At 74.5% G+C, this 25331-nt stretch carries 22 protein-coding genes, 1 tRNA gene, 1 pseudogene and 1 riboswitch; of the genes and pseudogenes, 16 read left to right on the forward strand and 8 right to left on the reverse strand.

Annotation, left to right across the window (positions count from 1 at the left end):
• A pseudogene (locus tag OO57_RS29095) lies at window positions 1-247 on the reverse strand (hypothetical protein); the annotation flags it as partial.
• A gap of 330 nt (window positions 248-577) precedes the next feature.
• Here OO57_RS29095 and OO57_RS29100 point away from each other — a divergent pair.
• From OO57_RS29100 to OO57_RS47000, 3 genes are all read left to right on the forward strand, one after another.
• Window positions 578-1987 carry a S8 family serine peptidase gene (locus OO57_RS29100; protein WP_033255687.1) on the forward strand — a complete coding sequence of 470 codons (1410 nt, stop codon included), beginning with the start codon at window positions 578-580 and terminating at the stop codon, window positions 1985-1987.
• 125 nt (window positions 1988-2112) lie between these two features.
• Window positions 2113-2442 carry a hypothetical protein gene (locus OO57_RS29105; protein WP_033255688.1) on the forward strand — a complete coding sequence of 110 codons (330 nt, stop codon included), beginning with the start codon at window positions 2113-2115 and terminating at the stop codon, window positions 2440-2442.
• Window position 2443: 1 nt separating this feature from the next.
• A complete protein-coding gene (locus OO57_RS47000) occupies window positions 2444-3952 on the forward strand; it encodes a WXG100 family type VII secretion target (RefSeq protein ID WP_051778379.1) in 1509 nt (502 codons plus the stop codon).
• A gap of 207 nt (window positions 3953-4159) precedes the next feature.
• Here the strand turns inward: OO57_RS47000 and OO57_RS29115 are convergent.
• Window positions 4160-4234, reverse strand: a tRNA-Cys gene (locus tag OO57_RS29115).
• 295 nt (window positions 4235-4529) lie between these two features.
• A riboswitch (guanidine-III (ykkC-III) riboswitch) is annotated at window positions 4530-4595 on the forward strand.
• A gap of 34 nt (window positions 4596-4629) precedes the next feature.
• Here OO57_RS29115 and OO57_RS29125 point away from each other — a divergent pair.
• A complete protein-coding gene (locus OO57_RS29125) occupies window positions 4630-4944 on the forward strand; it encodes a DMT family transporter (protein ID WP_033255690.1) in 315 nt (104 codons plus the stop codon).
• Window positions 4945-5060: 116 nt separating this feature from the next.
• Complete coding sequence (locus OO57_RS29130; RefSeq protein ID WP_033255691.1) at window positions 5061-6521, forward strand: MFS transporter; 1461 nt, start codon at window positions 5061-5063, stop codon at window positions 6519-6521.
• Between the two features lie 57 nt (window positions 6522-6578).
• Here OO57_RS29130 and OO57_RS29135 read toward each other — a convergent pair whose 3' ends face one another.
• Window positions 6579-7880 carry a lipoprotein gene (locus OO57_RS29135; protein ID WP_033255692.1) on the reverse strand — a complete coding sequence of 434 codons (1302 nt, stop codon included), beginning with the start codon at window positions 7878-7880 and terminating at the stop codon, window positions 6579-6581.
• 291 nt (window positions 7881-8171) lie between these two features.
• Between OO57_RS29135 and OO57_RS29140 the strand changes: the two genes are divergently transcribed.
• A complete protein-coding gene (locus OO57_RS29140) occupies window positions 8172-10775 on the forward strand; it encodes a phosphatidylglycerol lysyltransferase domain-containing protein (RefSeq protein ID WP_081974040.1) in 2604 nt (867 codons plus the stop codon).
• 37 nt (window positions 10776-10812) lie between these two features.
• On the forward strand, window positions 10813-11433 hold the full coding sequence (locus tag OO57_RS29145) for a class F sortase (RefSeq protein ID WP_051778380.1): 621 nt from the start codon (window positions 10813-10815) through the stop codon (window positions 11431-11433).
• Between the two features lie 97 nt (window positions 11434-11530).
• Here the strand turns inward: OO57_RS29145 and OO57_RS29150 are convergent, their stop codons facing one another.
• On the reverse strand, window positions 11531-12028 hold the full coding sequence (locus tag OO57_RS29150) for an SsgA family sporulation/cell division regulator (RefSeq protein ID WP_033255693.1): 498 nt from the start codon (window positions 12026-12028) through the stop codon (window positions 11531-11533).
• 286 nt (window positions 12029-12314) lie between these two features.
• Here OO57_RS29150 and OO57_RS39910 point away from each other — a divergent pair, with 286 nt between their 5' ends.
• The 6 genes from OO57_RS39910 to OO57_RS44895 all read left to right on the forward strand — a co-directional run bounded on the left by OO57_RS39910 (window position 12315) and on the right by OO57_RS44895 (window position 18178).
• Window positions 12315-13388, forward strand: coding sequence for a sigma-70 family RNA polymerase sigma factor (locus OO57_RS39910; protein WP_051778381.1), 1074 nt, complete (start codon window positions 12315-12317; stop codon window positions 13386-13388).
• Between the two features lie 184 nt (window positions 13389-13572).
• Window positions 13573-15396: a DEAD/DEAH box helicase gene (locus tag OO57_RS29160; RefSeq protein WP_033255694.1), complete on the forward strand. Its 1824-nt coding sequence runs from the start codon at window positions 13573-13575 to the stop codon at window positions 15394-15396.
• A 217-nt stretch (window positions 15397-15613) separates the two neighbouring features.
• Window positions 15614-15823, forward strand: coding sequence for a TM2 domain-containing protein (locus tag OO57_RS29165; RefSeq protein WP_051778388.1), 210 nt, complete (start codon window positions 15614-15616; stop codon window positions 15821-15823).
• A gap of 1 nt (window position 15824) precedes the next feature.
• Window positions 15825-16304 carry a DUF2752 domain-containing protein gene (locus OO57_RS29170; protein WP_081974042.1) on the forward strand — a complete coding sequence of 160 codons (480 nt, stop codon included), beginning with the start codon at window positions 15825-15827 and terminating at the stop codon, window positions 16302-16304.
• A 355-nt stretch (window positions 16305-16659) separates the two neighbouring features.
• Window positions 16660-17310, forward strand: coding sequence for an IclR family transcriptional regulator (locus OO57_RS29175; RefSeq protein ID WP_014135981.1), 651 nt, complete (start codon window positions 16660-16662; stop codon window positions 17308-17310).
• Between the two features lie 61 nt (window positions 17311-17371).
• The gene (locus OO57_RS44895; RefSeq protein ID WP_234337553.1) at window positions 17372-18178 is read left to right on the forward strand and encodes a hypothetical protein; all 807 of its coding nucleotides are present in this window, start codon (window positions 17372-17374) and stop codon (window positions 18176-18178) included.
• Window positions 18179-18310: 132 nt separating this feature from the next.
• On the opposite strand, the gene OO57_RS29185 is transcribed toward OO57_RS44895, so the two are convergent.
• From OO57_RS29185 to OO57_RS40475, 3 genes are all read right to left on the reverse strand, one after another.
• The gene (locus OO57_RS29185) at window positions 18311-19072 is read right to left on the reverse strand and encodes a helix-turn-helix domain-containing protein (RefSeq protein WP_158715261.1); all 762 of its coding nucleotides are present in this window, start codon (window positions 19070-19072) and stop codon (window positions 18311-18313) included.
• A gap of 187 nt (window positions 19073-19259) precedes the next feature.
• Entirely contained in the window at window positions 19260-19754 is a 495-nt protein-coding gene (locus OO57_RS29190; protein WP_033255696.1) for an Lrp/AsnC family transcriptional regulator, read from the reverse strand.
• 16 nt (window positions 19755-19770) lie between these two features.
• On the reverse strand, window positions 19771-20304 hold the full coding sequence (locus OO57_RS40475; protein WP_033255697.1) for a hypothetical protein: 534 nt from the start codon (window positions 20302-20304) through the stop codon (window positions 19771-19773).
• Window positions 20305-20488: 184 nt separating this feature from the next.
• On the opposite strand from OO57_RS40475, the gene OO57_RS29200 reads away from it, so the two are divergent.
• The 3 genes from OO57_RS29200 to OO57_RS29210 all read left to right on the forward strand — a co-directional run bounded on the left by OO57_RS29200 (window position 20489) and on the right by OO57_RS29210 (window position 24597).
• Window positions 20489-21193 (forward strand): response regulator transcription factor, encoded by a 705-nt coding sequence (locus OO57_RS29200; RefSeq protein WP_081974044.1) that lies wholly within the window; start codon window positions 20489-20491, stop codon window positions 21191-21193.
• A 17-nt stretch (window positions 21194-21210) separates the two neighbouring features.
• Entirely contained in the window at window positions 21211-22599 is a 1389-nt protein-coding gene (locus tag OO57_RS29205) for a sensor histidine kinase (protein ID WP_033255713.1), read from the forward strand.
• A gap of 585 nt (window positions 22600-23184) precedes the next feature.
• Complete coding sequence (locus tag OO57_RS29210) at window positions 23185-24597, forward strand: glycosyltransferase 87 family protein (protein ID WP_051778385.1); 1413 nt, start codon at window positions 23185-23187, stop codon at window positions 24595-24597.
• A gap of 169 nt (window positions 24598-24766) precedes the next feature.
• Here OO57_RS29210 and OO57_RS29215 read toward each other — a convergent pair whose 3' ends face one another.
• Window positions 24767-25186: an SsgA family sporulation/cell division regulator gene (locus OO57_RS29215; RefSeq protein WP_014135973.1), complete on the reverse strand. Its 420-nt coding sequence runs from the start codon at window positions 25184-25186 to the stop codon at window positions 24767-24769.
• Window positions 25187-25331: the final 145 nt, after the last annotated feature.

Genomic DNA, 25331 nt, shown 5'->3' on the forward strand with positions numbered 1-25331 from the left:
ACCCCACCCCGCCCGCCACCACCCCCGCCACCACCACCAGCGCCACCCCCGCACACGCCAACCCCCGCCCCACCCCGCCCCGCCGCCCCGCCTGCGGCGCCGCGTACGGCGGGAACTGCTGGGGGAACTGCGGCTGCTGCTGCGGGAAGTGCGGCGGGAACTGCTGGTACGGCGGCTGCGGGTACGGAGCCTGCTGGTACGGCGGTTGTTGCTGCTGCTGGTACGGCGGCTGCTGATAGGGCGGCACCGGCTGCCCCGCACCGGACACGCCGGACTGCGGCGGGTACGTCACAAGATCCCCCTGGATGAACGACGCGCCATTCATAGCACAGCCCCCCACCGCCCTCACCGGCCCTTTCCCCCGCACCGGTGCGTGAACGACGCGCCCCCGCCGGACGCCGCGTCAGCAGCCCCACCAGGGCGGCAGCCGACCGCAGGACAAGGTCAGGTGAAATGTTCTGCACCCGTCACGAGAGCCCCGTGTCGGGACGGGTGACGGACGATACGATCGGACCCGTCCCACGTTCCGGGGGCGCTGCGAGAGCGAACGGGCCGACGATCGACTGACGGGGTACTGATGACGCTGACCAAAGCCGTGCGCCTGCTCGGCGCGACGACACTGACCGGGGCCCTGCTGCTCAGCGCCGCACCGACGGCGTCGGCGGACCAGGTGCGGGACGCGCAGTGGACGAACGCGTACTTCGACCTGGACAAGGTGTGGTCGGTCAGCAAGGGCGACGGCGTGATCGTCGCGGTGATCGACTCCGGTGTCGACGCCACGCACCCGGACATCGCTGGTTCGGTGCTCAAGGGCTACGACCCGAGCGGTACGGGGGAGAACGAGCACCCGACGGTGGCCCACGGAACGAGCATGGCCAGTCTCATCGTCGGGCACGGGCACGGTAACGGAGCAGGGGTCGTCGGTCTGGCGCCGAGCGCGAAGGTCCTGCCCGTCTTCAAGGAGTCGGCATCGGGCGGAGACGCGATCCCGGAAGGCATCAAGTGGGCGGTCACCCACGGTGCCAAGGTCATCAACATCTCCCAGGGCAGTTACAACACCTCGAAGTCGAAACCCGAACTGACGGAGGCGGTCGCCTACGCGGCCCAGCACGATGTGCTCATCGTCGCCGCGGCGGGCAACGACGCCTACGACAAGGTCGGTTCCCCGGCGAACGAGCCGGGCGTGCTTGCGGTGGCTGCCACTGACAAGACGGGTGCGGTCTGGTCCAAGTCCAACTACGGGCCGCAGGTGATGATTGTCGCGCCGGGGGCGGAGATCGTCGCCGCGGGTGCTTGCGGGAGCGGCCAGTACTGCATGGACGACGGCACCTCGGACGCCACCGCCTACGTTTCTGCGGCGGCCGCGCTGGTCCGGGCGAAGTTCCCGGACCTGACGGCAGGCCAAGTGGCTGACCGGTTGGTCAAGTCGGCGAAGGTTCCGGGGGGTGGGCAGGGCGGCAAGCTGCCTGACCCGCACTACGGTTACGGCGTCCTGTCGCCCTACGACGCGTTGACCGCGGACATCCCCGCCGGTTCTCCGCAGGGCCCGCTCGCCGCTGTCGCCGGGACCGGTGGCGACGCCTCGCCCACCCAGGGCGCGGCCACGGGTGGTGGTGCGGATCCGGCGAAGACGCTTCCGGCGAGCCCCAACATGGTGAAGAAGTCTTCGAGTACGGGCCTGGGCGTGGGGGTGGTCCTCGCGGTGGTCGGACTCGCTGTCATCCTCCTGGTCATCGTTCTCGTCGTGGTCCTCAAGTCCCGGCGCAAGCCCGCGCCCGTGCCGCCGCAGGGCATGCCGCCGTACGGCGCCCCGCAGGCGTGGCCGGGCGGCCAGCAGCCGTACGGCGGTCAGCCCTACGGCGGTCAGCAGCCCTACGGTGGTCAGGCGCCGCCGCCGGGGTACCCGCAGCAGCCGCAGCCGTACGGGCAGCAGGCACCGCCGCAGTACCCCCACCAGGGGCCCGGAGGGAACCAGCAACAGCGTTGACACGCCCATGGGTTCGGACGCTGTGCTGGCGATACGATTGAACGCTCCGACCAACTGAACCGTGCGGACAGGTGGTTGGGCGCGTACGAGGAAGCAACCAACACTCCAGGGGGAGGAGAGGCCACGTGGCTGACGGATACCGCGTCAACACCGACGAGTTGGAGGCAGTCGTCAAGCGACTGCGGGTGATCCAGCAGAACATGGCGCAGACTGCTGATCGGAGCACATACGGCACCGAGGTTCCGGCGGAGGCGTTCGGGGTGAACTTCAGCCACGCCACGGACCTGTACCAGGCGCACAGCCGGATGCAGAGCTGGTTGAGCACCACCATCGCGGGGCTGAACTCGCTGATCAGCGACTTCGGTGACAAGGCACAGACCGTCAACAACGCTTACAAGGGCCAGGAAGCGGAGAACTCGGCAGCCATGACCCAGTACGGGCAGGGGGCGAACTGACATGGACGAGCGTTTTCCCGAGTACGAGAACCAGGCACTCATCCCGCTCAAGGCGATGCTCAAGTCCGCACGTCCCGACACCCTCAAGACGGCAGCCACCCACTGGGGCAACGCCTCCTCGGACCTGCAGGCCGCCATCGACGAGCTCCAGCAGGCGCTCGACCACGCCAGGGCCAACTGGGAAGGTGCCGCGGCGGACGGTTTCGCCAAGAAGGCTGCCGACATCCAGAGTTGCCTGGCCAACACGGCGGAGCACGCCGCGAAGACCTCTTCCGCCATGCACCTCGCCTCCGACGCACTCAAAGCGGCGCAGGACAACATGAGTGACATCTCGGTCCCGAGCCAGCTGAGCAGCGGACTCAAGTTCGTCGGCGACCTCGGAGACCGGTCGGACGCCCAGTTCAAGGCGGACCTCGCCAGCGGCATGAACCGCTTCGACGCCGTCAACAAGAACTACGACGAGCTCTCGGCCACCGAGATCCAGCACCAGTACGCCATCGGCACCATGGAGTACCTGGCTCCGTACTACCAGCAGGCCGCCGCGGAGATGCCCGAGCCCCCGACCAAGGACTGGAACAGCAGCAAGCCCTTCCCGCCGCCGCCGGACGACCCGGGTGGCAAGGGCAGCATCCCCCCGGTGGGGAAGCTGCCGGAGATGCTGCCGCCCAAGGAGACGCCGCAGCAGACCACGCCGCCCCAGCAGGTGTCGCCCGGGCAGCCCGGGGTCACGCAGCCGACGTCGCCCGGGCACCCGACGTCGCCCGGGATCCCCCCGATGACGACGATGCCCGCGCCCGGGCACCTGCCGTCGCCGTCGAGCCCGGGAACGGGGATCGACGGGATCGACCTGCCGCCTTCGGTGGGGGTGCCGATCGGGCCGGGGACCGGGGTGCCCGGCGGGGTGGGGACGTTGCCCGGTGGTGGTGCCGGTGGTGGTGGTGCCGGCGGTGGCGGGATCGGCGGTGGTGGCGGTTACCTGCCGGGGGTCGGTGGTGGCGGGTACGTGGCCGGTGGCGGTGGTCTCGGTGGTGGCCGGGTGTCCGGCGGCGGGCTGGCGGGGGCCACCGGCGGTGGTGGCCGGACGGCCGGTGGTTCGGGTGCTGCGGGGTCGGCGGGCCGGGGGGTTGCCGGTGGGGCCGGGTCCGGTGGGGCCGGGGCTGCGGGTGGCCGCGGGGCCGTGGGTGCCGGTGGGATGGGTGGCATGCACGGCGGTGCCGGTGGCGGTGCGCGGGGCGGTGCCGGTGGCAAGAGCGGCAGCAGCGGCCTGGTGCGCAAGGGCGGTGGCACGATCGGCGGGGCCAAGGCGGCCGGTGCCGGTGGGCGGACGTTCACCGAGGGCGGGTCGGGCATCGGGAAGGGCCGGGCCGGGCAGGCGGGCGCGGCCGGGATGCACGGCGGCTCGGGCGGCGGCGGCAGCAAGAAGAAGAACCAGGGGCAGCGTCCCGACTACCTGGTCGAGGACGAGGACACCTGGCGCGGTGGCGAGGCCAACCCCGGCGTCATCGAGTAGCCGGGGGTAGGCGCGCACGGACGGGCGTCGGCGGCGGTCCTGGGACCGCGGTCGGCGCCCGCCGCCGTTGCGGGGGAGAACGGGGAATTCCCGGCCGGGGCGAGGAAAAGGAAGGGGGAGAGGAAGGGAAAAAGGAAAAAGGGCAGCAGAATTCGCCGGGCGCCCCTCCCGGCGGAGCGGAAGGAATGGCGACCGGTGAATTCCGAGTGGAGACCATGACGGGAATCGAACCCGTGTAAACCGTTTTGCAGACGGTTCCCTGAACCACTCGGGCACATGGTCGTGGAGTGGAGCGAGCCGGCGGGGGCCGACGGGCAGGCGTCAACGGGCCTGCGGCTGGGGAGGGTTGCGACTCAGGCGCAACAGCTGCAACGACAGGAACGGGCGCAGCCGGGACAGGGGGCACAGGTGCGGGGCGCTGCGAGGGCCGCCGTCTTCCTGTTCATCGCCATCTCCTGTCGCGGGGTACGGACTGCGCCGGATTCGTTCCGGTGAATTCACTATAGCGGGCGTCTCCGGGGCGGCGTCAATATTCGGCGGTGAATTCCGCGTGTCGGCGCCGTGCTACCGTCGGAGGGGAGGCGGCCCTTCGCGGCGGCCCCGGACGAGGTGCGTCGTACCCGGCACGACAAGACGGCGCGGTAGGTGTTTCGACTACTGCGGAGGAGTCCGTCGTCATGGCCTGGGTGGTTCTGATCGTTGCCGGGGTGCTGGAGACCGTGTGGGCGGTGGCGCTGGAGGCGTCGAAGGGGTTCTCGCGGCTGGTGCCGAGCGTGGTGTTCGCGGTGGCGCTGGCGCTGTCGATGGGCGGGCTGGCGTACGCGATGCGGTCGATCCCGCTGGGGACGGGCTACGCGGTGTGGGTGGGCGTCGGCGCGGTGGGCACCGCGGTGTACGGGATGGCGGCGATGGGGGACGCGGTGAGCGCGGCCCGGATCACCTGCCTGGTGCTGATCCTGTCCGGGGTGGTCGGGCTCAAGGTGCTGCACTAGGGCGGGACGGAGCGGGGCGGGGCGGGACGCGGCGCGGGTCCTAGGGCCGGGGGAGGAGGCCGGGTTCCGTCTGCAGGTCAGGATCAAAGTGCGGAAATGGCACTTACCATGTCTCAGTGACCAGCACCTCCCCGGCCGAAACGGCGGCACCCGCGCACCCCCTCCCCGACGGCACCGGCACCGACGACGGCGGCGGAGTGCTCAGCGGCCCGTGGCGGGCGCTGACCCTGGGCATCGTGTCGGTGGTGCTGCTGCTGGCCTTCGAGGCGACGGCGGTGAACACCGCGATGCCGACGGCCGCCCAGCAGCTCGACGGGATCGGCCTGTACGCCTTCGCGTTCTCCGCGTACTTCACCACCACGCTGCTGGCGATGGTGGTCTCCGGGCAGTGGTGCGACCGCAGCGGCCCGCTCGCGCCGCTGTTCAGCGGCATCGCGGTGTTCGCGGTGGGCCTGGTGACGGCCGGCACGGCGGTGGACATGTGGATGTTCGTCGCGGGCCGGGCGGTGCAGGGCCTGGGCGGCGGCCTGGTGATCGTCGCGCTGTACGTGGTGGTCGGCCGGGCGTTCCCGGAGCGGCTGCGGCCGTCGGTGTTCGCGGCGTTCTCGGCGGCCTGGGTGCTGCCCTCGATCCTCGGCCCGGTGATCTCCGGCGCGGTGACGCAGCACCTCGGCTGGCGCTGGGTGTTCCTCGCGGTGCCGGTGCTGGTGCTGCTGCCGCTGGCGGTGATGGGCCCGGCGCTGCGCCGCTCCGAGCGGTCCCAGCCGCCGCTGCGGGCCGGTGCGTACGACTGGCGGCGCACCCGGGACGCGGCGATGGTCGCGGTCGGCGCGGCGCTGCTGCAGTACGCGGGCCAGCGGCTGGACGGCTGGGCGCTGCTGCCCGCGGCGGCGGGGCTGGCGCTGATGGGCCCGGCGGTGCTGCGGCTGCTGCCGCGCGGCACGCTGCGGGCGGTGCGCGGGCTGCCGACGGTGATCCTGCTGCGCGGGGTCGCGGCGGGCGCGTTCTTCGCGTCCGAGCTGTTCATCCCGCTGATGATGCAGACCCAGCGCGGGCTGTCGGTGACGATGGCGGGCCTGACGCTGGCGCCGGGCGGGCTGTCCTGGGCGTTCGGGTCCTGGCTGCAGGGCCGGCCGGGGGCGGAGCGGCACCGGGCGGCGCTGATCCGCACCGGTTTCGTGTCGACGGCGGTGGCGGTCGGCGGGGCGGCGCTGGTGCTGCTCCCGGCGGTGCCGGTGTGGGTGGCGGCGGTGTTCTGGGGGATCGGCGGCGCCGGGATGGGCATGGCGATCGCCAGCATCAGCGTGCTGATGATGAAGCTGTCGAAGCCGGAGGAGACCGGCGGGAACTCGGCGGCCCTGCAGCTCAGCGACGCCCTGGGCAACGTGCTGCTGACCGGCCTGGCGGGCGTCCTGTTCGCGGCCCTGGGCGGCGGCGCGGTCGCCGCGGCGCACGGCCCGGACGGCGGGGCGGGGCTCCCGGCGGGGGCGTTCGCCGCGGTGTTCCTGACCATGCCGGTGGTCGCCCTGTTCGGCGCGGTGCTGTCGGGCCGGGCGACGGCGAGGGCCGGAGCCTGACGAACGGCTCCGGCCCGGTACGAGGGGAACGGAGAGGAAGGGAAAGGGGAGCGGGGGCTACTTGCCGCCCGCGACCGCCGGGACGGACGGGGACGCCGCCCCGCCCGCCGGGGTCCCGGCGCCGCCGAGGTAGGCGTTCCAGCCGCCGGCCGGGGCCTGGCCCGGGGCGAGGGCCTGGAGCTTCCTGAGGACCGCCGGGTCCTGGACCTCCAGCCACTCGACGAGCTGCCGGAAGGAGACCATCCGGACCTCGGGCTTGTCGGCGATCTGCTTGAGCGTCTCCTCGACGGCGTTCATGTAGATGCCGCCGTTCCACTGCTCGAAGTGGTTGCCGATGATGAACGGCGCCCGGTTGCCGTTGTAGGCGCGCTCGAACCCGGACAGGTACGAGTCGCGGGCCTGGTTCTGCCAGAACGCCTGCCGCCCGGGGTCGCCCTTGGTGTTGTCGCCGGACTGGTTGTACATGATGTTGTAGTCCATCGAGAGCACCTGGAAGCTGTGCCCGGGGAACGGGATGGACTGCAGCGGCATGTCCCACAGCGCGCCGCCGGCGAACTTCTGCGGCCACATCTGCAGGCCGCCGGGGCCCGAGCTGTCGTACTTCCAGCCGCGCTTGACGGCGGTGGGGAGCAGGCCGCGCTGGCCCTCCAGGCAGGGGGTGCGGCCGCCGATGAGCTCCTTGCGGTAGTCGAAGGGCAGCGCGGGCAGCTCGGTGTTGCCGGTGTTGGTGCGCCAGTTCATGACGAAGTCCATGGCCTGCTGGATCTCGCTGTCCCAGTCCTCGGGCGACCAGCTGCCGCCGCCGTTGGCGCCGCAGAAGTGGCCGTTGAAGTGGGTGCCGATCTCGTGGCCCTCCAGCCAGGCGGCGCTGACCTGCTCGATGGTGGCGCGGATGTGCTGGTCGCTGAGGTAGCCGATGTCGGAGGCGCCGACCGGGTGCTGCGGCGGGCGGTACAGCGACTTCTTCGACTCGGGCAGGGTGTAGATGCCGCTGAGGAAGAACGTCATGGTGGCGTCGTGGTCCCTGGCGAGCTTCCGGAACCGGCTGAACAGCTGGTTGTCGAGCTCGCCCGCGCCGTCCCAGGAGAAGACCACGAACTGCGGGGGCCGCTGCCCGGCCTCCAGCGGGACGGCCTGGGGCTGGTTGGGCTGCGGGCCGGTGTCGGAGGTGGAGCCGTCGCCGATCAGGGTGGCGGGGGGCTTGGGGACGGCGCTGGGGCTGCCGTTCCCGGCGAGGCCGTCGGCCTGCGCGGGCGGGGCGGCGCCCCCGCTCCCGGAGGTGCTCGCGCAGCCCGCGGCGAGGGTGGCGGCGGTCGCCGCACCGGCGGCCAGCAGGGTCCTGCGGGAGAGGGCGTCCATGTCTCACATCCGTTCACCAGGGAGTCAGGGGACGTCACCGGCCGGATGAACGGTCCATCAGATGGAATGGAGAGATGCGTCGTCCGGGGGAGTCGGCCTCAGCATGGCACGCGCCCGCCCGTCGCGCCGGTAAGCACGGCCCGGGTACGGATGACCGGGGGACGCCGCGCCGAAACGCTCACCTGTTCGGCGCACCGGGCCGGAGCGGCAGCGCCGCCGCGGAGTTGACCTGACGTCAGATGGCACGGTGCACCAGCCCCGCAGACCCGGACACGGAGGTTCCGCCCGCCGATGTGGCAGCCGCTGATCGACGCCTACCGGGACCGGATCGTCGACACCGGTCGGGAGCCGCTGTTCCTGCTGCTGCTCGGCCTGGTGCTGTCGTTCCTGTTCATCCGGCTCAGCACCCGGATGATCCGCGCCCAGGTCCGCTGGTGGCCCGGCAACGTGGCCCCGGGCGGGCTGCACATCCACCACGTGGTGTTCGGCCAGGCCCTGCTGCTGCTGTGCGGGGTGGCCGGCTTCGCGCTGCGCGGGGACGGCGGTGCCTGGTGGAACCTGCTGGGCTTCGGGTTCGGCGTCGGCGCGGGCCTGGTGCTGGACGAGTTCGCGCTGGTCCTGCACCTCGAGGACGTCTACTGGTCCACCGAGGGCCGCGCCTCGGTGGACGCCGTGGTGTTCGCCGTCGCCGTGATCGGGCTGCTGCTGGTCGGCGAGCTCCCGCTCGGCGGCTTCGCCCGGCACCCGGACGGGCCGACCCTGGCCGGGGCGGCCGTGCTGGTCGCGCTGGTCGTGGTCAGCCTGCTCAAGGGCAAGACCTGGACGGGGCTGCTGGGCATCATGCTCTGGCCGCTCGCCCTGGTCGGCGCCGTCCGCCTGGCCCGCCCGGCCAGCCCGTGGGCCCGCTGGCGCTACCGCGCCCGCCCCCGCCGGCTGGCCCGCGCCGAGCGCCGCGAGGAGCGGTTCCACCGCCGCCTGGTCGCGGCCAAGACCGCCGCCTACGACCTGGTGGCCGGCACCCCCGACGCCGACCCGGAGACCGGTCCGGCGGCCCCCGCGCCGCAGCCGGTGCCCGCGCCCGTCGTCGAGCCGCCAGGGCCCGAGCGGCCGCCCGCGCCCTGGCGGCTGCGCTGCGCCGCGGCCGCCCGGTGGTACCTGCGGATCGCCGTCCTGCTGGACCTGCTCGGCGCGCTGGTCGCCCCGTTCCGGGCCCGGGTCGAACGCGCCGACCGCGGCGAGTACTTCACCCCGGTGCTGGTCGCCCCCGGCTTCACCACCGCGCTGCTGGCCGGGCTGCTCGCCGTCATGCTGCGCCGCCGCAAGCGGGCCGCCTGGATCGCCGCGCTGGCGCTCACCGCCGTCCACGCCGCCGTCTACGCCCTCGCGCTGGCCCTCCCCGAGTACCGCGGGCACCCGTTCAACTGGGTCTCGGCCGCCCTGACCCTGGCGCTGCTGCTGGCCCTGCTGGCCGCCCGCCCGGTGTTCCGGGTCCGCGGCGGCCGCGGCAACCTGCCGCTGGCCGCGGCCGTGCTGCTGCTCGGCGGGGCGCTGCTGACCGGCGTCGGCGCGGTCGCCGTCCGGCTCTGGCACACCGGCGCGGCGCCCGGCTGGGACGAGGCCGCCCGGTACGCGGTGCTGCGGCTGGCCACCGTCTCCGGCACGGTCGAGGTCGACGGCGTGGACGTGCCGGGCCGGCTCGACCTCGGCCTCAACCTGCTCGCCACCGCCCTGCTGCTGCTCACCCTGCGGATCCTGCTGCGCTCCCCGCACGGCACCGGGCGGCAGGGCCCCGAGGACGAGCGGGCGCTGCGCGCGCTGCTGGCCCGGTACGGCGGACGCGACTCGCTGGGCTACTTCGCGCTGCGCCGCGACAAGGCGGTGTGCTTCTCGCCCGGCGGCAGGGCCGCCGTCGCCTACCGGGTGGTGAACGGCGTGGCGCTGGCCTCCGGCGACCCGGTCGGCGACCCGGAGGCCTGGCCGCAGGCGATCGGGGAGTGGCACCGGCTGGCCCGCGCGCACGCCTGGGTCCCCGCCGTCACCGGTGCCGGGGAGCGCGGCGGCACGGCGTACGCCCGGACGGCCGGGCTGCGCGCGCTGCACCTGGGCGACGAGGCGGTGGTCGACGCGGCGGGCTTCACCCTGGAGGGCCGGGAGGCGCGCGGCCTGCGGCAGACCTGCCACCGGGTGGAGCGGGCGGGCTACACGGTGCTGGTCCGGCGTCACCGGGACGTCCCGCCCGGGGAGTTCGCCGACCTGGTCCGGCTGGCCGACGCCTGGCGGCACGGCCGCACCGAGCGCGGCTTCTCGATGGCGCTGGGCCGGCTCGGCGACCCCGCGGACGGCGACTGCCTGCTCGCCGAGTGCCGCGACCCGGCCGGGCGGACGTCCGCCCTGCTGTCCTTCGTCCCGTGGGGCGCGGACGGCCTCTCGCTCGACCTGGTCCGCCGCGACCGGGAGTCCGACGACGGGCTGGTCGAGTACGCCGTCGCCACCGTGCTCGGCCGGGCCGCCGGGTTCGGGGTGGTGCGGGTGTCGCTGAACTTCGCGATGTTCCGGGAGGCCTTCGAGCCGCGGCTGGGCGCCGGGCCGGTGCTGCGGCTGTGGCGCGGGGTGCTGCGGTCGCTGTCCCGCTGGTGGCGGCTGGAGGAGCGGTACCGGGCGAACGCCCGCTACCGGCCGGGGTGGGAACCGCGCTACGTGCTGTACGAGAAGGCCTCCGAGCTGCCCGCGATCGGGCTGGCCACCGCGCTGGCGGAGGGCTTCCTGACCCGGCCCCGGCTGCGGCGCGGCGGCCGGGCCGCTGACGGGCCGTCACCCGGCGCGCCGTCCGGTGGGTCACCCGGTGCGTCACTCGGACAGAACGCACCGGGTGCTGCGGCCCCGGACGCCGGGTGAACTGGGCGGGTCGTGGTGTCGGCGGGCGGAGGGCGCGGTGGGCGAGCGGACGTGGACCGGGGCGGTGGCGGCCGCCGGGGCGGTGGTCGCGGGCGCCTGGCTGCTGCAGGGCGGGCTGGTCGGGACCCTGCCGCCCGCGCCGGTCGCCGCGCAGGCGTACGACGGCACCCCGGTCGGCCCGGCCGTCCCCGCGCTGCCGCCCTCGCCGCCGGTGCGGGTCCGGATCCCGGTGCTCGGGGTGGACGCGCCGGTGGCCCGGCTCGGCCTGGACGGCGAGGGGCGGCTGCAGCCGCCCCCGGAGGAGGACCGCAACCTGGCCGGCTGGTACCGGGACGGGGCCGCGCCCGGCTCCAGCGGGGCCGCGGTGCTGGCCGGGCACGTCGACAACGCGCACGGCCCGGCGGTGTTCTACCGGCTGGGCGCGCTGCGCAAGGGCGACCAGCTGGAGGTCGCCCGGGTGGACGGGTCCGACGCCTGGTTCCAGGTCGACGGCGTGGAGGTCTACCCGAAGAGCGACTTCCCGGACCGCAAGGTGTACGCGGCCACGCCGGACGCCCAGCTGCGGCTGATCACCTGCGGGGGCGGCTTCAGCCGGGAGGGCGGCTACGACGGGAACGTGGTGGTCTACGCGCACCTGGTGCGCACCCAGAAGGCCTGAGCGGCCCGAGCGGCCTGAGCGGCCTGAGCGGCCCGAACGGCCCGAGCGGCCGCCGTCCTGGCGAGGCGTGCGGGCACCCGGCCGGGACGGCGGCCGGTCAGGCCAGCAGCTCGGCGAGCGCCCGGTCGCAGTCCAGGTGGCGCAGCTCCTGCCCCTCGGGCACCACCAGGTAGCTGTGCCACAGGAAGCGGCGCAGCTCGGTGCGGTCGAACTGGAGCAGGGCGACGCCGTCGGGGGAGCGCAGTTCGACCACGGTGCGCTGGCCGAGTCCGGGGCGGACGTGCACGTCGCCCTCGCCGCTGGGCAGGTCCAGTCCGGAGGCGAGCAGCTGACGGGCGAACACCCACTCGACCCCGTCGGCCGGGGCGGCACCGGCCGGGTCGGCCGGGTCGGTCAGGACGTCCGCGCCCGCGTCCGGCAGGTCGGCGCCCGGCTCGGCGGCGTCCAGCGCGTACTCGGCGGGGAAGACCATCCGGACCGCCAGCGGGTCGTCGGCGCGGTACCGCAGGGTGACCCGCAGCAGCGCGGAGCGGTGGGTGCTGACGATCAGCCGGGCGTGCGCGGTCTGCTCGACCGGCTCGGGCGCTGAGAACACGGGGGTTCCTCCGGGAAGTGCGGGTGGTGAGGGCTGTGCGGATGCGACCGGAGCCGCCTCCTGTTGAAGAAGAGTCAGGAGTGGCGGGTGTGATTACGCCGGTTTTGAGCCCCCTTTAAGTGATCTGCGCCACACTCGCACGGACCAATCCGGGCATTCCGGACCGGTGGCATGGGCATTCCATGGGCAGCGGCGGGGCGCCCGGGCAGGATCGCGGAAGCCGTACGGGCCCCCGCAGATCACCCGTACGGCGACCCAGGGGAGGGCCGAGACCATCGAGGAACGAGTGCGGACGGCCGGGCGGACCCCGCTCGCCGCGTACACCGAGCTGTACCAGCGCCACCACCCCGGACTGCTGCGGTACGCCGGGAGCCTGACCGGCGGCGACCGCTGGCGGGCCGAGGACCTGGTCGCCGAGGCGCACCTGCGGGTGTGGCGGCGGCTCGCCGACGGGTACCGGATCGAGGACCCGCGGGCCTACCTGGCCGCCACCGTCCGGCACCTGGCGGCCACGCCGGTGCGCGAACGGGCCGCCGGGGAGCTGCCCGGGCGGGCCGCGGAGGAGGAGGCCGCCGACCCGGCGCCCCGGGTGGCCGAAACCGACCGGATGCGCGGGCTGCTCGCCCAGCTGCCCGAGCGCTGGGCGCAGGCGCTGTGGCTCTCCGAGGTGGAGGGCCTGCCGCCCGGCGAGGTCGGCGTCCGGCTCGGCGTGGGCCGCGGCGCCGCCGCCGTGCTGCTGCACCGGGCCCGCGAGGGACTGCGGCTGGCGTACCTGCGGGCCTACCCCGGCGCCCCGCGCGACCCCGGCTGCGTCGGGCACTGGGCGGCGCTCGCCGGGCAGGCCCGCGGCCGGGCCGGGCGCCGGGTCCAGCGGCACCTGGCCGGCTGCGCCGACTGCCGGGGCCGCCTCGCGCTGCTGTGCCGGGTCAACCGGCGGCTGGCCGCCCTGGCGGGCAGCGCGGCGGCCCTGCTGGCCGCCCTGGTCCTCGCCCCGTTCGGCGAACCGGGCCGCGCGGACGCCGCCGGGGCGGGCTGCGAGGTGCGCTACCGGGTCACCAGCGAGAAGGACGACCGGTTCAACGCCCGGATCGCCCTGCGCAACACCTCCGACCGCCCGGTGACCGGCTGGACGCTGCGCTGGGCGCTGCCCGCGGGCGAGCACCTGCTGGCGGCCTGGCCGGGCACCGGCGAGGGCCACGAGGGGGCGGGCGAGGCCACCATCCGCGACGGCGGCTGGAACGCCGTCCTGCCGCCCGGCGGCTCCGCCGTCACCGGCTTCTCCGGCAGCTGGACGCACCCGCAGCCGGTGCCGGCGGAGATCACCCTGAACGGCCGCCCGTGCCGCGTGAAGGTGTGGTGACAGTCGTACGAATTGAGTGGGACGGGCGCCACAGGGGCGTGCCGCGACGGCCGTCCGGGCTCCGGGAGGGGCTAGGCTGGGCGGGTTCCACGACCGCCCGCCGACCGCGGGGAAAGGGCCTCGCGCAGGCTCTGACCTGCGACGACCCCGTTCGGAGACCGTGACTACCGCCGCCTCCTCCGCGATGTCCCCGCTGTTCTCGCACGCCGACAGCACCCACCCCCGCCCGACCGGCACCTCCGCTGCCGCGCACCTCTCCCCGGCCTTCCCGGGCCGCGCCCCCTGGGGCACCGCCGCCAGCCTCCGGGCCTGGCAGCAGGGAGCACTGGACCTGTACGTCGAGAAGCAGCCCCGGGACTTCCTGGCGGTCGCCACCCCGGGCGCCGGGAAGACCACCTTCGCCCTGACCCTGGCGTCCTACCTGCTGCACAACCACCTGGTGCAGCAGGTCACCGTGGTCGCCCCCACCGAGCACCTGAAGAAGCAGTGGGCCGAGGCCGCCGCCCGGATAGGGATCCGGCTCGACCCGGCGTACTCCTCGGGCCCGCTGTCCAAGGACTACCAGGGCATCGTGATCACGTACGCGGGCGTCGGGGTCAACCCGATGCTGCACCGCAACCGGACCGAGGCCCGCAAGACGCTGGTGATCATGGACGAGATCCACCACGCCGGCGACTCCAAGTCCTGGGGCGAGGCCTGCTTCGAGGCCTTCGAGCCGGCCACCCGCCGGCTCGCCCTCACCGGCACCCCGTTCCGCTCGGACACCAACCCGATCCCGTTCGTCCAGTACGAGGCCGGGAGCGACGGCATCCGCAAGTCGGTCGCCGACTACACCTACGGCTACGGGCACGCGCTGGCCGACCACGTGGTCCGCCCGGTGATCTTCCTCAGCTACTCCGGCAACATGCGCTGGCGCACCAAGGCCGGCGACGAGCTGGAGGCCCGGCTCGGCGAGCCGATGACCAAGGACCTGATCGCCCAGGCCTGGCGCACCGCGCTCTCCCCGCAGGGCGAGTGGATCCCGGCCGTGCTGCAGGCCGCCGACCGGCGGCTGACCGAGGTCCGCAAGGGCATCCCGGACGCGGGCGGCCTGGTGATCGCCACCGACCAGACGGTGGCCCGCGCGTACGCCAAGATGCTGCGCGAGATCACCGGCGAGAAGGTCGCCCTGGTGCTCTCCGACGAGGCCGAGGCCTCCCAGCGGATCTCCGACTACGCCGAGGGCACCTCGCGCTGGATGGTGGCCGTCCGGATGGTCTCCGAGGGCGTCGACGTGCCCCGGCTGTGCGTCGGGGTGTACGCCACCTCGATCTCCACCCCGCTGTTCTTCGCCCAGGCCGTCGGCCGCTTCGTGCGCGCCCGCAAGCGCGGCGAGACCGCCTCGGTGTTCCTGCCGACCATCCCGATGCTGCTCGGCTTCGCCAACGAGATGGAGCTGCAGCGCGACCACGTCCTGGACCGGCCCAAGAAGGAGGGCGAGGGCCTCTTCGACGAGGAGGACCGGCTGCTCGCCGAGGCCGAGAAGGCCAACGACGGGGCGGACACCGGCACCGAGGAGTTCTCCTACGAGGCGCTGGGCAGCGACGCGGTCTTCGACCGGGTGCTGTACAACGCCATGGAGTTCGGCATGCAGGCGCACCCCGGCAGCGAGGAGGAGGAGGACTACCTCGGCATCCCGGGCCTGCTCGAACCCGACCAGGTGCAGATGCTGCTGCAGAAGCGCCAGCACCGGCAGATCCAGCGCTCCAAGGCCAGGCCCGCCGAGGAGGCCGACCTGCTCGAACTCCCGGCCGAGGAGCGCCCGGTGGTCACCCACCAGGAGCTGCGCGAGCTGCGCAAGGAGCTGAACGCGCTGGTCGCCGCCTGGCACCACCGCACCGAGCAGCCGCACGGCAGCATCCACAACGAGCTGCGCCGCCAGTGCGGCGGGCCGCTCACCGCGCAGGCCACCGCCAACCAGCTGAAGGCGCGGATCGGCCGGATCCGGGAGTGGGCGAACCAGGGCTGACGGGGCGGCGGGCCGGAAGTTCAACCCTTGGCAAAGGAAATGTGCAGACAGCCGGTCTGATGATCCGCTAATCTTCCGCGTGCCGGTGCTGGGGGGCCATCACACAGTGTTCACCTCGGCATGTGGTCGACCTGCCGACGCCGCCGTTCCGTGCGGCCTCCGGCCCCGCATTTCCTCCGAGGAGCACCCCGTGGCGTACCCCGCCCAGAACCCCCAGATGTCCGACAAGTCGAAGGTCGTCGCCGGCCTGCTGCAGATCTTCCTCGGCGGCTTCGGCATCGGCCGCTTCTACACCGGTCACGTCGGCATGGGCGTCGCCCAGCTGCTCACCTGCGGCGGCCTGGGCATCTGGGCGCTGATCGACGGCATCATGTTCCTGGTCAGCGACGACCGCACCGACGCCCAGGGCCGCCTGCTGCGCTCCTGACGTGTCCGTCGAACCGACCGGCCGGCACCCCCGCCCCGCGGACCACCGCGGCGGGGGCGCCGGCCGTCGGCCGTTCCCGGGGCCGCGCCGCCGGGCCGCCGCGCTGCTGCGCCACCCCGCGGCCGCCCCGCTCGGCCTGCTCGCCGCGGGCGCGGCCGGCGCGGCGTACCTCTACACGCGCGATCCGCACCTGCCCGGCCAGGCGCTGCCGTTCTGCCCCTGGCGCCGCCTGACCGGCCTGCAGTGCCCCGGCTGCGGCGGCACCCGGATGGCCTACGACCTGCTGCACGGCGACCTCGCCGCCGCCTGGCACGACAACGCCGCGCTGCTGCTGGCCCTCCCGTTCGTCGCCGCCTGGTTCGCGGTGCGCCTGCGGGACGGGCTGGCCGGACGGCGCCGGCGGCTGCGGATGGGGCCGCGCGCCGTGGCCGCGCTGCTCGCCGCCGCCGCGCTCTGGACGGTCGGCCGCAACCTGCTCTGAGCCGGGCGGCCCGCGCCCGACCGGCCGACCGGGCGGCGCCCAGATATCGGACGCTTGAGCGCTTGCGGCGTGAGTTATGGGCGCCTTATCCGATTTTTGATCACGACTTTCCATCGATACTGACCGAATTTTGGACAACCACTTCCACGGGCGTCCTCCGTTCATTAGCGTCTCCCCACACTCACCCGGGCCCCACCCGCCGGCCCGGACGAGTGCCGCGGAGCCTGCGCCCTGCCGATGTCGCCGAGGCCGGACTCCCGCGCTGGACACCCTTCCCGCGCGCGATCAATTCCGGTGCGGCCCGCGGCAGTTGTGTCGTAGGGTCGGACTTGCCGCGGAAAGGACCTGGCGCCTCGTGACTGCTGAGACTTCCCAGACGCTGGACAGAGGTGTCCGGGTACTGAAACTGCTCGCCGACTCCGAACGCGGGCTCACGGTGACCGAGCTGGCCGCCCGGCTGGCCGTCAACCGCACGGTGGTCTACCGCCTGCTCGCCACCCTGGAACAGCACGGCCTGGTCCGCCGGGACATCGGCGGCCGCGCCCGGGTCGGCCTCGGCGTGCTCCGGCTCGCCCACCGCGTCCACCCGCTGCTGCGCGAGGCCGCGCTGCCCGCGCTGCGCTCGCTCGCCGAGGACCTGGGCGCCACCGCCCACCTCACCCTGGTCGACGGCAACGAGGCGCTCGCCGTCGCCGTGGTCGAACCGACCTGGACGGACTTCCACGTCGCCTACCGCACCGGCCTGCGCCACCCGCTCTCCGAGAGCGCGGCCGGGCGGGCCATCCTGGAGGCCCGCAGCTTCCCCGGCCAGCGCCGCCCCGAGCAGGGCTGCGTGATCACCCGCGCCGAGGAGCAGTCCGGGGCCAGCGGCGCGGCCGCCGCGCTGATCGGCCTCAGCGGCATCGAGGGCAGCGTCGGCGTGGTGATGCTCAACGGCCTCGTCCCGGAGCGGGTCGGCCCGCGGGTGATCGAGGCGGCCACCGAGGTCGCCGACGCGCTGCGCTGAGGCCGGGCCCGGGTTGGCGAGGCCGTCCCGGGCGGGTGCCGCGGTGTGTTTGGATGCGGGGGTGGCTTCCCAGAACCTGCCCCCGGTCCTGACCTCCCCGCGCACCCGCGCCCTCGGGCTGTGCGCGCTGCCGGTGCTCGCGCTGTTCGCGGTCGCCGCGTTCGTGCCGCTGCCCTTCACCCTGGAGTCGCCCGGCGCCACCGCCGACACCCTCGGGACGTACGACGGCGCCCAGGTGCTCACGATCACCGGGACGCCGCTGCGGCAGACCAGCGGGCAGCTGCGGGTGGTCACCGTCAACGCGACGCCGCCGCAGCAGCGCAACAGCCTGTGGGACTCGCTGGCGGCCTGGGGCGACTCGAAGCGGGCGGTGGTCCCCACCGAGGAGGTCTTCCCGCAGAGCGACCCGGAGAAGGCCGACCAGGTGACGCTGCAGCAGATGGCGCAGTCCCAGGACAGCGCGACGCTGGCCGCGCTGAACTACCTGCACCTGTCGCCGGACCAGGTCGGGGTGCAGGTCCGCCTCGGTGACATCGGCGGCCCGAGCGGCGGCCAGATGCTCGCGCTGGGCATCATCGACAAGATCGCCGGGGACGGCAGGGGCGGCGAGCTGACCGGCGGGCGGGACGTGGCGGGCACCGGCACGATCGACGCGGACGGGCGGGTCGGCCAGGTCGGCGGCATCCCGCTGAAGACCCAGGCGGCGCGCCAGGACGGCGCGACGGTGTTCCTGCTGCCGCGCAGCGAGTGCGCGCAGGGCAAGGTCAACACCCCCGACGGCCTGCAGCTGATCCCGGTGGACACCCTCGCCGACTCGGTCGCCGCGCTCCAGGCGCTGAACAGCGGCGGCGCCGTCCCGCACTGCTGAGCGCCGGTCGTCGACCGGCCGCGGCGGCGGCCGGGGAGCCGCTGGTGGGACCGGGCGTTGCACCCCCGTGCGCCCGGCCCTCGTACGTGGTCCTCCCCCCGGGAGAAGCGCGTCCGGCCCTCGGGTCCGGTCCTACAGGCCGAACGCGGCCGTCACCAGGTCGTCGCCGACCCGGGTGCGCAGCTGGGCGGCTATCTCCGGTAACCGGTGGGCCTGGGTCATCGGCAGCGACACCGCGACCGCGGCGAGCCCGCTGCCCAGCACGATCGGGACCGCCGCCCCGGCCATGCCCAGCGCGTACTCCTGGTACTGGGTGATCGGCACGGCCCGCTGCGGCCCGTGCCGGGGCAGCAGCGGCAGGTGGGCGGGTTCGCGCAGGGTGTACGGGGTGAACGGGACCATCGGGTAGCGGGTCAGGTGGGTCCGCCGCTCCTCGGCGGACATCAGGGCCAGCAGCGTCTTGCCGGCCGCGTGGGCGTGCGCCCCGGCCCGGAAGTGCCGCGGGTCGACGGTGGGGGCGCCGGGGGCGGCCGCCGCGGCGAGCAGCTCGACCTCGCCGTCCTTGTAGCGGGCGAAGTGCACGGCCGCGGAGAGCTGGTGGGCGATCCGGCCGAGCAGCCCGTCGAGCCGGGAGCGCCCGGCCGCCGGGCTCTCCGCCCGGCTCAGGCCGGAGACCGCGGGGCCGGTGCAGTACAGGCCCTCGCGGCGTTCCAGGTAGCGGTCGTGCACCAGGGTGCGCAGCAGGTGGTAGGTGGTGCCGAGGGCCAGCCCGGTGTCCCGGGCGAGCTGCTTGGCGGTGGCGCCCGAGGGGTGCCTGGCGGCGGCCTCCAGCAGCCGCAGGGCCCGTTGCGCCGAGGCGATCAGGGTGGTCTGCGGCTCGGTGACCCGGCTCATCGGTCGGCCCCCCGTGGTCGAACGGCCCGGCGGGGCCGTGGTGCTGACGGCGGGGCGGCTGGCGGGCACTCAGGGAGTGCGGTCCGTGTGCTCATGGCTGCGATCTTTGCGTGCACGAGCAAAAGGCATATGCCAAAAAACCGCGGGCAAGGGGAGGCGCGCCCTGGAACGGGTCGGGTGACGGGGGTCAGCCCGCCCCGCCGCCGCCCGCCGCCTGCTCCACCAGCGGCAGCACCCGGTACGGCACCGGGTTCTCCAGCGCGATCGCGGTGGACGCCCGGACGATCCCGTCGAACCCCACCACCCGGTCGATCACCCGCTGCAGGTCCGCGTTCGAGCGGGCCACGATCCGCACCAGCATGTCCCCGTGCCCGGTGATGGTGTGCAGCTCCAGCACCTCCGGCACCGCCGCCAGGTGCGCCCGGACGTCCGCGCCCTGCCCCTGCGAGATCTCCAGCGTCGCGAACGCCGTCACCGGGTAGCCCAGCGCCGCCGGGTCCACCTGCGGGCCGAACCCGCCGATCACCCCGCGCGCCTGCAGCCGGTCCAGCCGGGCCTGCACCGTGCCGCGCGCCACCTGCAGGCGGCGCGAGCACTCCAGCACGCCGATCCGCGGCTCCTCGGCGAGCAGCCGGATCAGCTTTCCGTCCAGCGCGTCGATGGCGTCGGGCTGCGGGGGCACGGGGCGGCTCCGGGGATCAGTTTCCGATGACGTAGGTCTGCACGGCGGGTTCGGTGCCGTTCCAGCTCACCGAGACCGTGGAGACCCGGTCGTCCTTGGAGAAGTCGACCCGCAGCCACTGCTCGCCGTGCCAGACCTGCATCGACCAGCCCGGCTCCGGCACCGCCGACACCAGCCGGGCCTCGGTGGGCCGCTGGTCGAGCGCCACCCGGCCGCCCAGCACCGGGTAGCTGTGCACCGTGCTGGGCGGACTGGTGCTCCTGCGGGCCGCCGCGGTCGGCCGCGAGGCCGCGGTCGCCCCCGGGGTCGGATCCGGGTCCGGCGTCGGGGTCGGCTTCGGGGCCGCCGCGGACGGCGGCGGATCGTGGGGGGAAGCCGGGGGCGGAGTCGTCTCCGCCGGCTTCGTAGAGGCCACCGAGGGCAGCTGAACCGCCACCGGCTGCTCGAACACCGTATCGACGAGCACCGCGTGCACGCCGAGCCAGGACAACGCCACCGCTGCTCCGGTGGCCGCCGTCCAGGCGCCCAGTTGAACCAGTCCGCTCCGCATCGCGGGCCCATCCTGCCGTACGAAGGTCACGGGGAGGTCAGGGGGCCGGGGTCATCCGCGGAAACCCGGTGGAAGAACGGGGGGCCGATCCTTCAGAGAAGCTGAAATCCCCTGCCCGTTCCGGGCCGCACCGAACCCCCCGAGGTACAGACCAGTCGGCCGCCATGCCGTACCGTGCAACCCCATGGCAACAGTGCTTGTGGTCGAGGACGACCCCTTTGTGCGTTCCGCCCTGATCCGCCATCTGGCCGACACCGGCCACGCCGTGCGCTCCGTCGGCACCGCCCTGGAGGCCCTGCGCGAAGTCGCCCAGGTCGGGTGCGACCTGGTGGTCCTCGACCTGGGCCTGCCGGACCTGGACGGCAGCGAGGCGCTCAAGATGATCCGCGGACTGACCAACGTCCCGGTGATCATCTCGACCGCGCGGGACGACGAGGCGGAGATCGTCCGGCTGCTGAACGACGGCGCCGACGACTACCTGGTGAAACCTTTCTCCGGAGAGCACCTCACGGCCCGGATGGCCGCCGTCCTGCGCAGACTGGGCGGCGGCGCCCTGACGGCACCCCAGATCCTCCGGGTCGGCGGCCTCGCCATCGACCCGCAGCGCCGCGAGGCCCTGCTCGACGGACAGCGGCTGGACCTCACCCGCCGCGAGTTCGACCTGCTGGCCTTCCTCGCCGCCCGCCCGGGCGTGGTCGTCCCGCGCAAGGAGATCCTGGCCGAGGTGTGGCGGCAGACCTACGGCGGCGACCAGACCATCGACGTCCACCTGTCCTGGCTGCGCCGCAAGCTCGGCGAGACCGCCTCCAGCCCGCGCTACCTGCACACCGTGCGCGGCGTCGGGGTCCGGCTGGAGGCCCCCTCCGGGCCGGTGGGGTGCACGACGTGAAGCGCGTCCTCCGCTCGCTGCGCTGGGCGATGGTCAAGGCCGCCATCGCCGGGACCGTCATGGTCGCGCTCGCCTTCCTCATCCCGCTCGGCCTGATGGTCCAGCAGACCGCCCGCGACCGGGCCTTCACCGCCGCCGAACGGCAGGCCGCCGCGCTCGGACCGGCGCTCGCCATCACCACCGACCAGGAGGCCGTCTCCCGGGCGATGGCCTCCACCGACGCCGGAGCCCGGGAACGGCTCGCCGTCCACCTGCCCGGCGGCGTCACGGTCGGCACCGCCCGCACCGACAACGACCAGCTGCCCGGCTCCGCCAACCAGGGCTGGACCCGCACCGTCCGGGCCGGGACCGTCCGGGTCGACGGCGGGTACGCGCTGCTGCAGCCGGTCGCCGTGGACGGCGGCGGCATCGCCATGGTCGAGGTGTTCGTCCCGAACGCCGACCTGTCGCGCGGCGTCGGCACCGCCTGGCTGGTGCTCTCCGGCGTCGCGCTCGCCCTGGTCGCGGTGTCCGTCGCGGTCGCCGACCGGATGGGCACCCGGATCATCCGCTCCGCCCGCCGCCTCGCCACCGCCGCCCGCTCGCTCGGCTCCGGCAACCTCTCGGTCCGGGTCCCGGTCGAGGGGCGCGAGGCGGCGGGCGCGCCCGAGGAGCTCCGGGAGGCCGCCTACGCGTTCAACGCCATGGCCGACCGGGTCGTCCACCTGCTCGCCGCCGAACGCGAGCTCGCCGCCGACCTGTCGCACCGGCTGCGCACCCCGCTCACCGTGCTCCGGCTCAACGCCGCCGCGCTCGGCGAGGGCGACGCCGCCGACGCCACCCGGCACGCCGTCTCCCAACTGGAGCGCGAGGTCGACCAGATCATCCGCTCCGCCCGCCGCCAGCCCGAGGACGCCCCGGCGGTGGCCCTGGGCTGCGACGCCGTCGAGGTGGTCCGGGACCGGGTCGGCTTCTGGTCCGCGCTCGCCGAGGACGAGGGCCGCCCCTGGCAGCTGGCGGGCGACGAGGCGCCGGCGCCCGTCCCGGTGCAGCGCGGCGACCTGGCCGCCGCCGTCGACGCGCTGCTCGGCAACGTCTTCCGGCACACCGCCGTCGGCACCCCCTTCGCCGTCGACCTGCTGATCTGCGAGGACGCGGTGACCGTCCTGGTCGGCGACGGCGGACCGGGCTTCACCGACCCGACCGCGGCCATCCGCCGCGGCGCCGGGCACGGCGGCGAGGGCTCCACCGGCCTCGGCCTGGACATCGTCCGCAAGCTCGCCCAGGGCACCGGCGGCGACGTCGCCCTCGGCCGCTCCGCCGTCCTCGGCGGCGCCGAGATCTCGCTGCGGATCAACACCCGCACGGAAGTGGAACTGCCGCGGCAGCAGCGCCGCCGCACCGGCCGGCTGATCCGCAAGGACTGAGGGTCGAGGACGACAGAGGCGACCGAGGACGACCGAGGGCGACCGGTGCCGACACAGGAGCTGTTACCGCGGGGGCGACAGCTCGGTGCCGCCCCTCTCCCTTAAATACGTCCTAAGCGGCGGCCAATGCTGCCTCATGCCGCCCGGGCGCGGACGATCGCACCCGCCGCCCCGGATAGCGTCAGCCAGCACCGGGGCCCGAGGCCCCGGAACCGGTGCGCGAACCGGGGCCGGCCCGGCCCCGGACCGGGCGGCGCGGCCGCCGCACGTGACCAACGCCACCGCCCGCCCGGCACCGCGGCCCGCCGCACCGCCGACCGCACCACCGGCCGCACCGGCACCGCCGCCGGGAACCGCACCGCCGACCGCCGGCCGAGACCGGCCACGGCCTGCGCCGTTCCCGCCGGCCGACCCGAACCCGCGGTCGCCCCGGGCCGGGCCCGCCCGTCCGGCCGCTCTCCCCAGCGGCCGGGCGGCAGCCCCAGGAGGGGAGCCCGGGGCGCCCGCGACCGGTGGCGCCCGCCGACCGTTCGGGTAGTGTCGGCTGCTGGCCCAGCGCAGGTCGACGGCGGACGGAGCAACACAGTGACCACGGTGCAAACGGAACGGGGCACGCGCCCGGGCGACCCCGCCCGACCGCCCGCCCCGGCCTGGCAGCGCGTCCTCACCGCCCCCGTCCGACAGGCCGGAGCCGTCGCCGCGGCCCTGCGCGCCGCCCCCCGGCGCCCGCTGCTGGCCGCCGCCGCGCTCTCCCTGCTCTCCCTGCTCGTCTACGCGGTCGTGCGGCACTTCGTCCACACCTCGATGGTCGACATGATGGTCTACCGGGCCGAGGGCGCCGCCGTCGCCGACGGCCACGACCTGTACGCGCTGCGGGTCACCCAGTGGAACCTGCCCGCGACCTACCCGCCGTTCGCCGCGATGCTGTTCGTGCCGACCACCTGGTTCGGCGTCCCGTTCCTGCGCCTCGCCGTCACCGCCGGGAACCTGCTGCTGCTCGCCACCCTCGCCCACCTCTCCTTCAAGCTGGTCGGCTGGCCGCGCCGCGACCTGCGGCCGATCGGCGTCCTGCTCGTCACCGGACTGGGCGTCTGGCTGGAGCCGGTCTTCACCACCCTGCGCTACGGCCAGATCAACCTCGCGCTGGCCTGCCTGATCCTCTGGGACCTCACCCGCCCCGACTCCGCCCGCAGCAAGGGCGTCGCCATCGGCATCGCCGCCGGGATCAAGCTCACCCCCGGCCTGTTCGCCGTCTACCTGCTGATCACCGGCCGGGTCCGCGCCGCGTTCGTGGCCGGCGCCACCTTCGTCGGCACCTTCCTGATCGGCGCGCTGTTCCTCCCGGACGCCACCCGCGGCTTCTGGACGAAGTACATGTTCGACTCCAGCCGGGTCGGCAGCACCGTCATCGTCGACAACCAGTCGCTGCGCGGCCTGGTCGCCCGCTACCTGCAGATCGAGAACCCCGGCACCGTCGCCACCGTGCTCGGCGCACTGGTCGCCGTCGCCGGACTCTCCGTCGCCGCCTGGGCGCACCGCAGCGCCCGCTGGTCGCCGCGCGCCGACGCCTGGAGCGTGTGCACCGCGCTGGTCACCGCCGTGCTGGTCTCCCCGATCAGCTGGACCCACCACTGGGTGTGGTGCGTGCCCGTGCTCGTCCTGCTCGCCGCCGAGGCCGCGCACGAGCGCTCCCGCCCCGCCGCCGTCCGGCGCCTGCGCTGGCGGGTCATCTTCGGCCTGACGCTGGCCGCCTTCCTGTCCTTCGCGATGTGGGCCGTCCCGCACAAGGGCGACCTGGACCTCCACCTGTCGGTCCTCAAGCAGTTCCCGGCGGGCGTCTACCCGCTGACGGGCCTGTGCTTCCTCGCCGTCGCCGCGCTCCGGGTCCGCTCCCGGCGGCTCGCGGCCGGCGCCCCGCTGGTGCGCGTCCCCGCCCCGCGCACCGACGCGGACGGGCTCGGCAGCACCGGCCCCCAGAAGGCCCCCGCGGCCCGCTGATCCGGTCGTCCCGTCCCCGTCCCGGTTCCCGTCCCCGTCCCCGCTCCCGTTCCCGTCCCCTCCGGTCGGCCGGGGCGTCCCGAGGGCGGGCGCTCCGGCGGACGGCCGGGCGGGCGGGTCGGCCCGGACTGCGCCCGCACCCGCGCTCGGGACGGCCGTGCGCGCCCCCTCACGCCAGCAGCTCCGCCAGTGAACCGTCCAGGTCCATCGCCTCCAGCTCCGCCCCCGGCGGCACCAGCCGGTGCGCCCGCTCCAGCCAGGCCGCCACCGTCGGCAGCGGCGCCTCCAGCAGCGCGTCCCCCGCGGGCGAGCTGAGCGCCATGCACAGCACGCTGCGCCGCCCCGACCGGGTCGGCCAGATCCGCACGTCGCCCTGACCGCACGGCCGGAACGTCCCCTCCACCAGCAGCTCGCGGGCGAACACCCAGGTCACCGGCGTCCCGCTGTCCAGGTGGAAGGTCACGTACACCGCGAACGGGTCGTGGCTCCCGTACGACAACCGGGCCGCCACCGGGACGCTGCGCTCCGGCGACAGCACCAGGTTCAGCTCCAGCTCCTGCTCCACCACTCCGGTCGACTGTCCGGCCATCGTCCTCACCCTCTCCGCCAAGCGGGCCGCGCTTCGGCCCCGCACCGGTCGAGAGCGCGGTCGCCGCGGACTCTTACACGGGTTGCGCGAGTTCCCGCGGAACTTTTTTCCGGCCGCACCCGGCAGAACCTTTTCCGCCCCGCCC

Origin of the sequence: Kitasatospora phosalacinea, assembly GCF_000717185.1 — a bacterium.
GTDB classification, from domain to species: Bacteria; Actinomycetota; Actinomycetes; order Streptomycetales; family Streptomycetaceae; genus Kitasatospora; species Kitasatospora phosalacinea_A.

Bases quoted from the DNA above. Each gene is read 5' to 3' on its own strand.
- OO57_RS29125 (WP_033255690.1), top strand. From the start codon at position 4,630: ATGGCCTGGGTGGTTCTGATCGTTGCCGGGGTGCTGGAGACCGTGTGG.
- OO57_RS47000 (WP_051778379.1), top strand. From the start codon at position 2,444: ATGGACGAGCGTTTTCCCGAGTACGAGAACCAGGCACTCATCCCGCTC.
- OO57_RS40475 (WP_033255697.1), bottom strand. From the start codon at position 20,304: ATGCGGAGCGGACTGGTTCAACTGGGCGCCTGGACGGCGGCCACCGGA.
- OO57_RS29160 (WP_033255694.1), top strand. From the start codon at position 13,573: ATGTCCCCGCTGTTCTCGCACGCCGACAGCACCCACCCCCGCCCGACC.
- OO57_RS29215 (WP_014135973.1), bottom strand. From the start codon at position 25,186: ATGGCCGGACAGTCGACCGGAGTGGTGGAGCAGGAGCTGGAGCTGAAC.
- OO57_RS29135 (WP_033255692.1), bottom strand. From the start codon at position 7,880: ATGGACGCCCTCTCCCGCAGGACCCTGCTGGCCGCCGGTGCGGCGACC.
- OO57_RS29140 (WP_081974040.1), top strand. From the start codon at position 8,172: ATGTGGCAGCCGCTGATCGACGCCTACCGGGACCGGATCGTCGACACC.
- OO57_RS29185 (WP_158715261.1), bottom strand. From the start codon at position 19,072: ATGAGCCGGGTCACCGAGCCGCAGACCACCCTGATCGCCTCGGCGCAA.
- OO57_RS29100 (WP_033255687.1), top strand. From the start codon at position 578: ATGACGCTGACCAAAGCCGTGCGCCTGCTCGGCGCGACGACACTGACC.
- OO57_RS29165 (WP_051778388.1), top strand. From the start codon at position 15,614: ATGTCCGACAAGTCGAAGGTCGTCGCCGGCCTGCTGCAGATCTTCCTC.
- OO57_RS29200 (WP_081974044.1), top strand. From the start codon at position 20,489: ATGGCAACAGTGCTTGTGGTCGAGGACGACCCCTTTGTGCGTTCCGCC.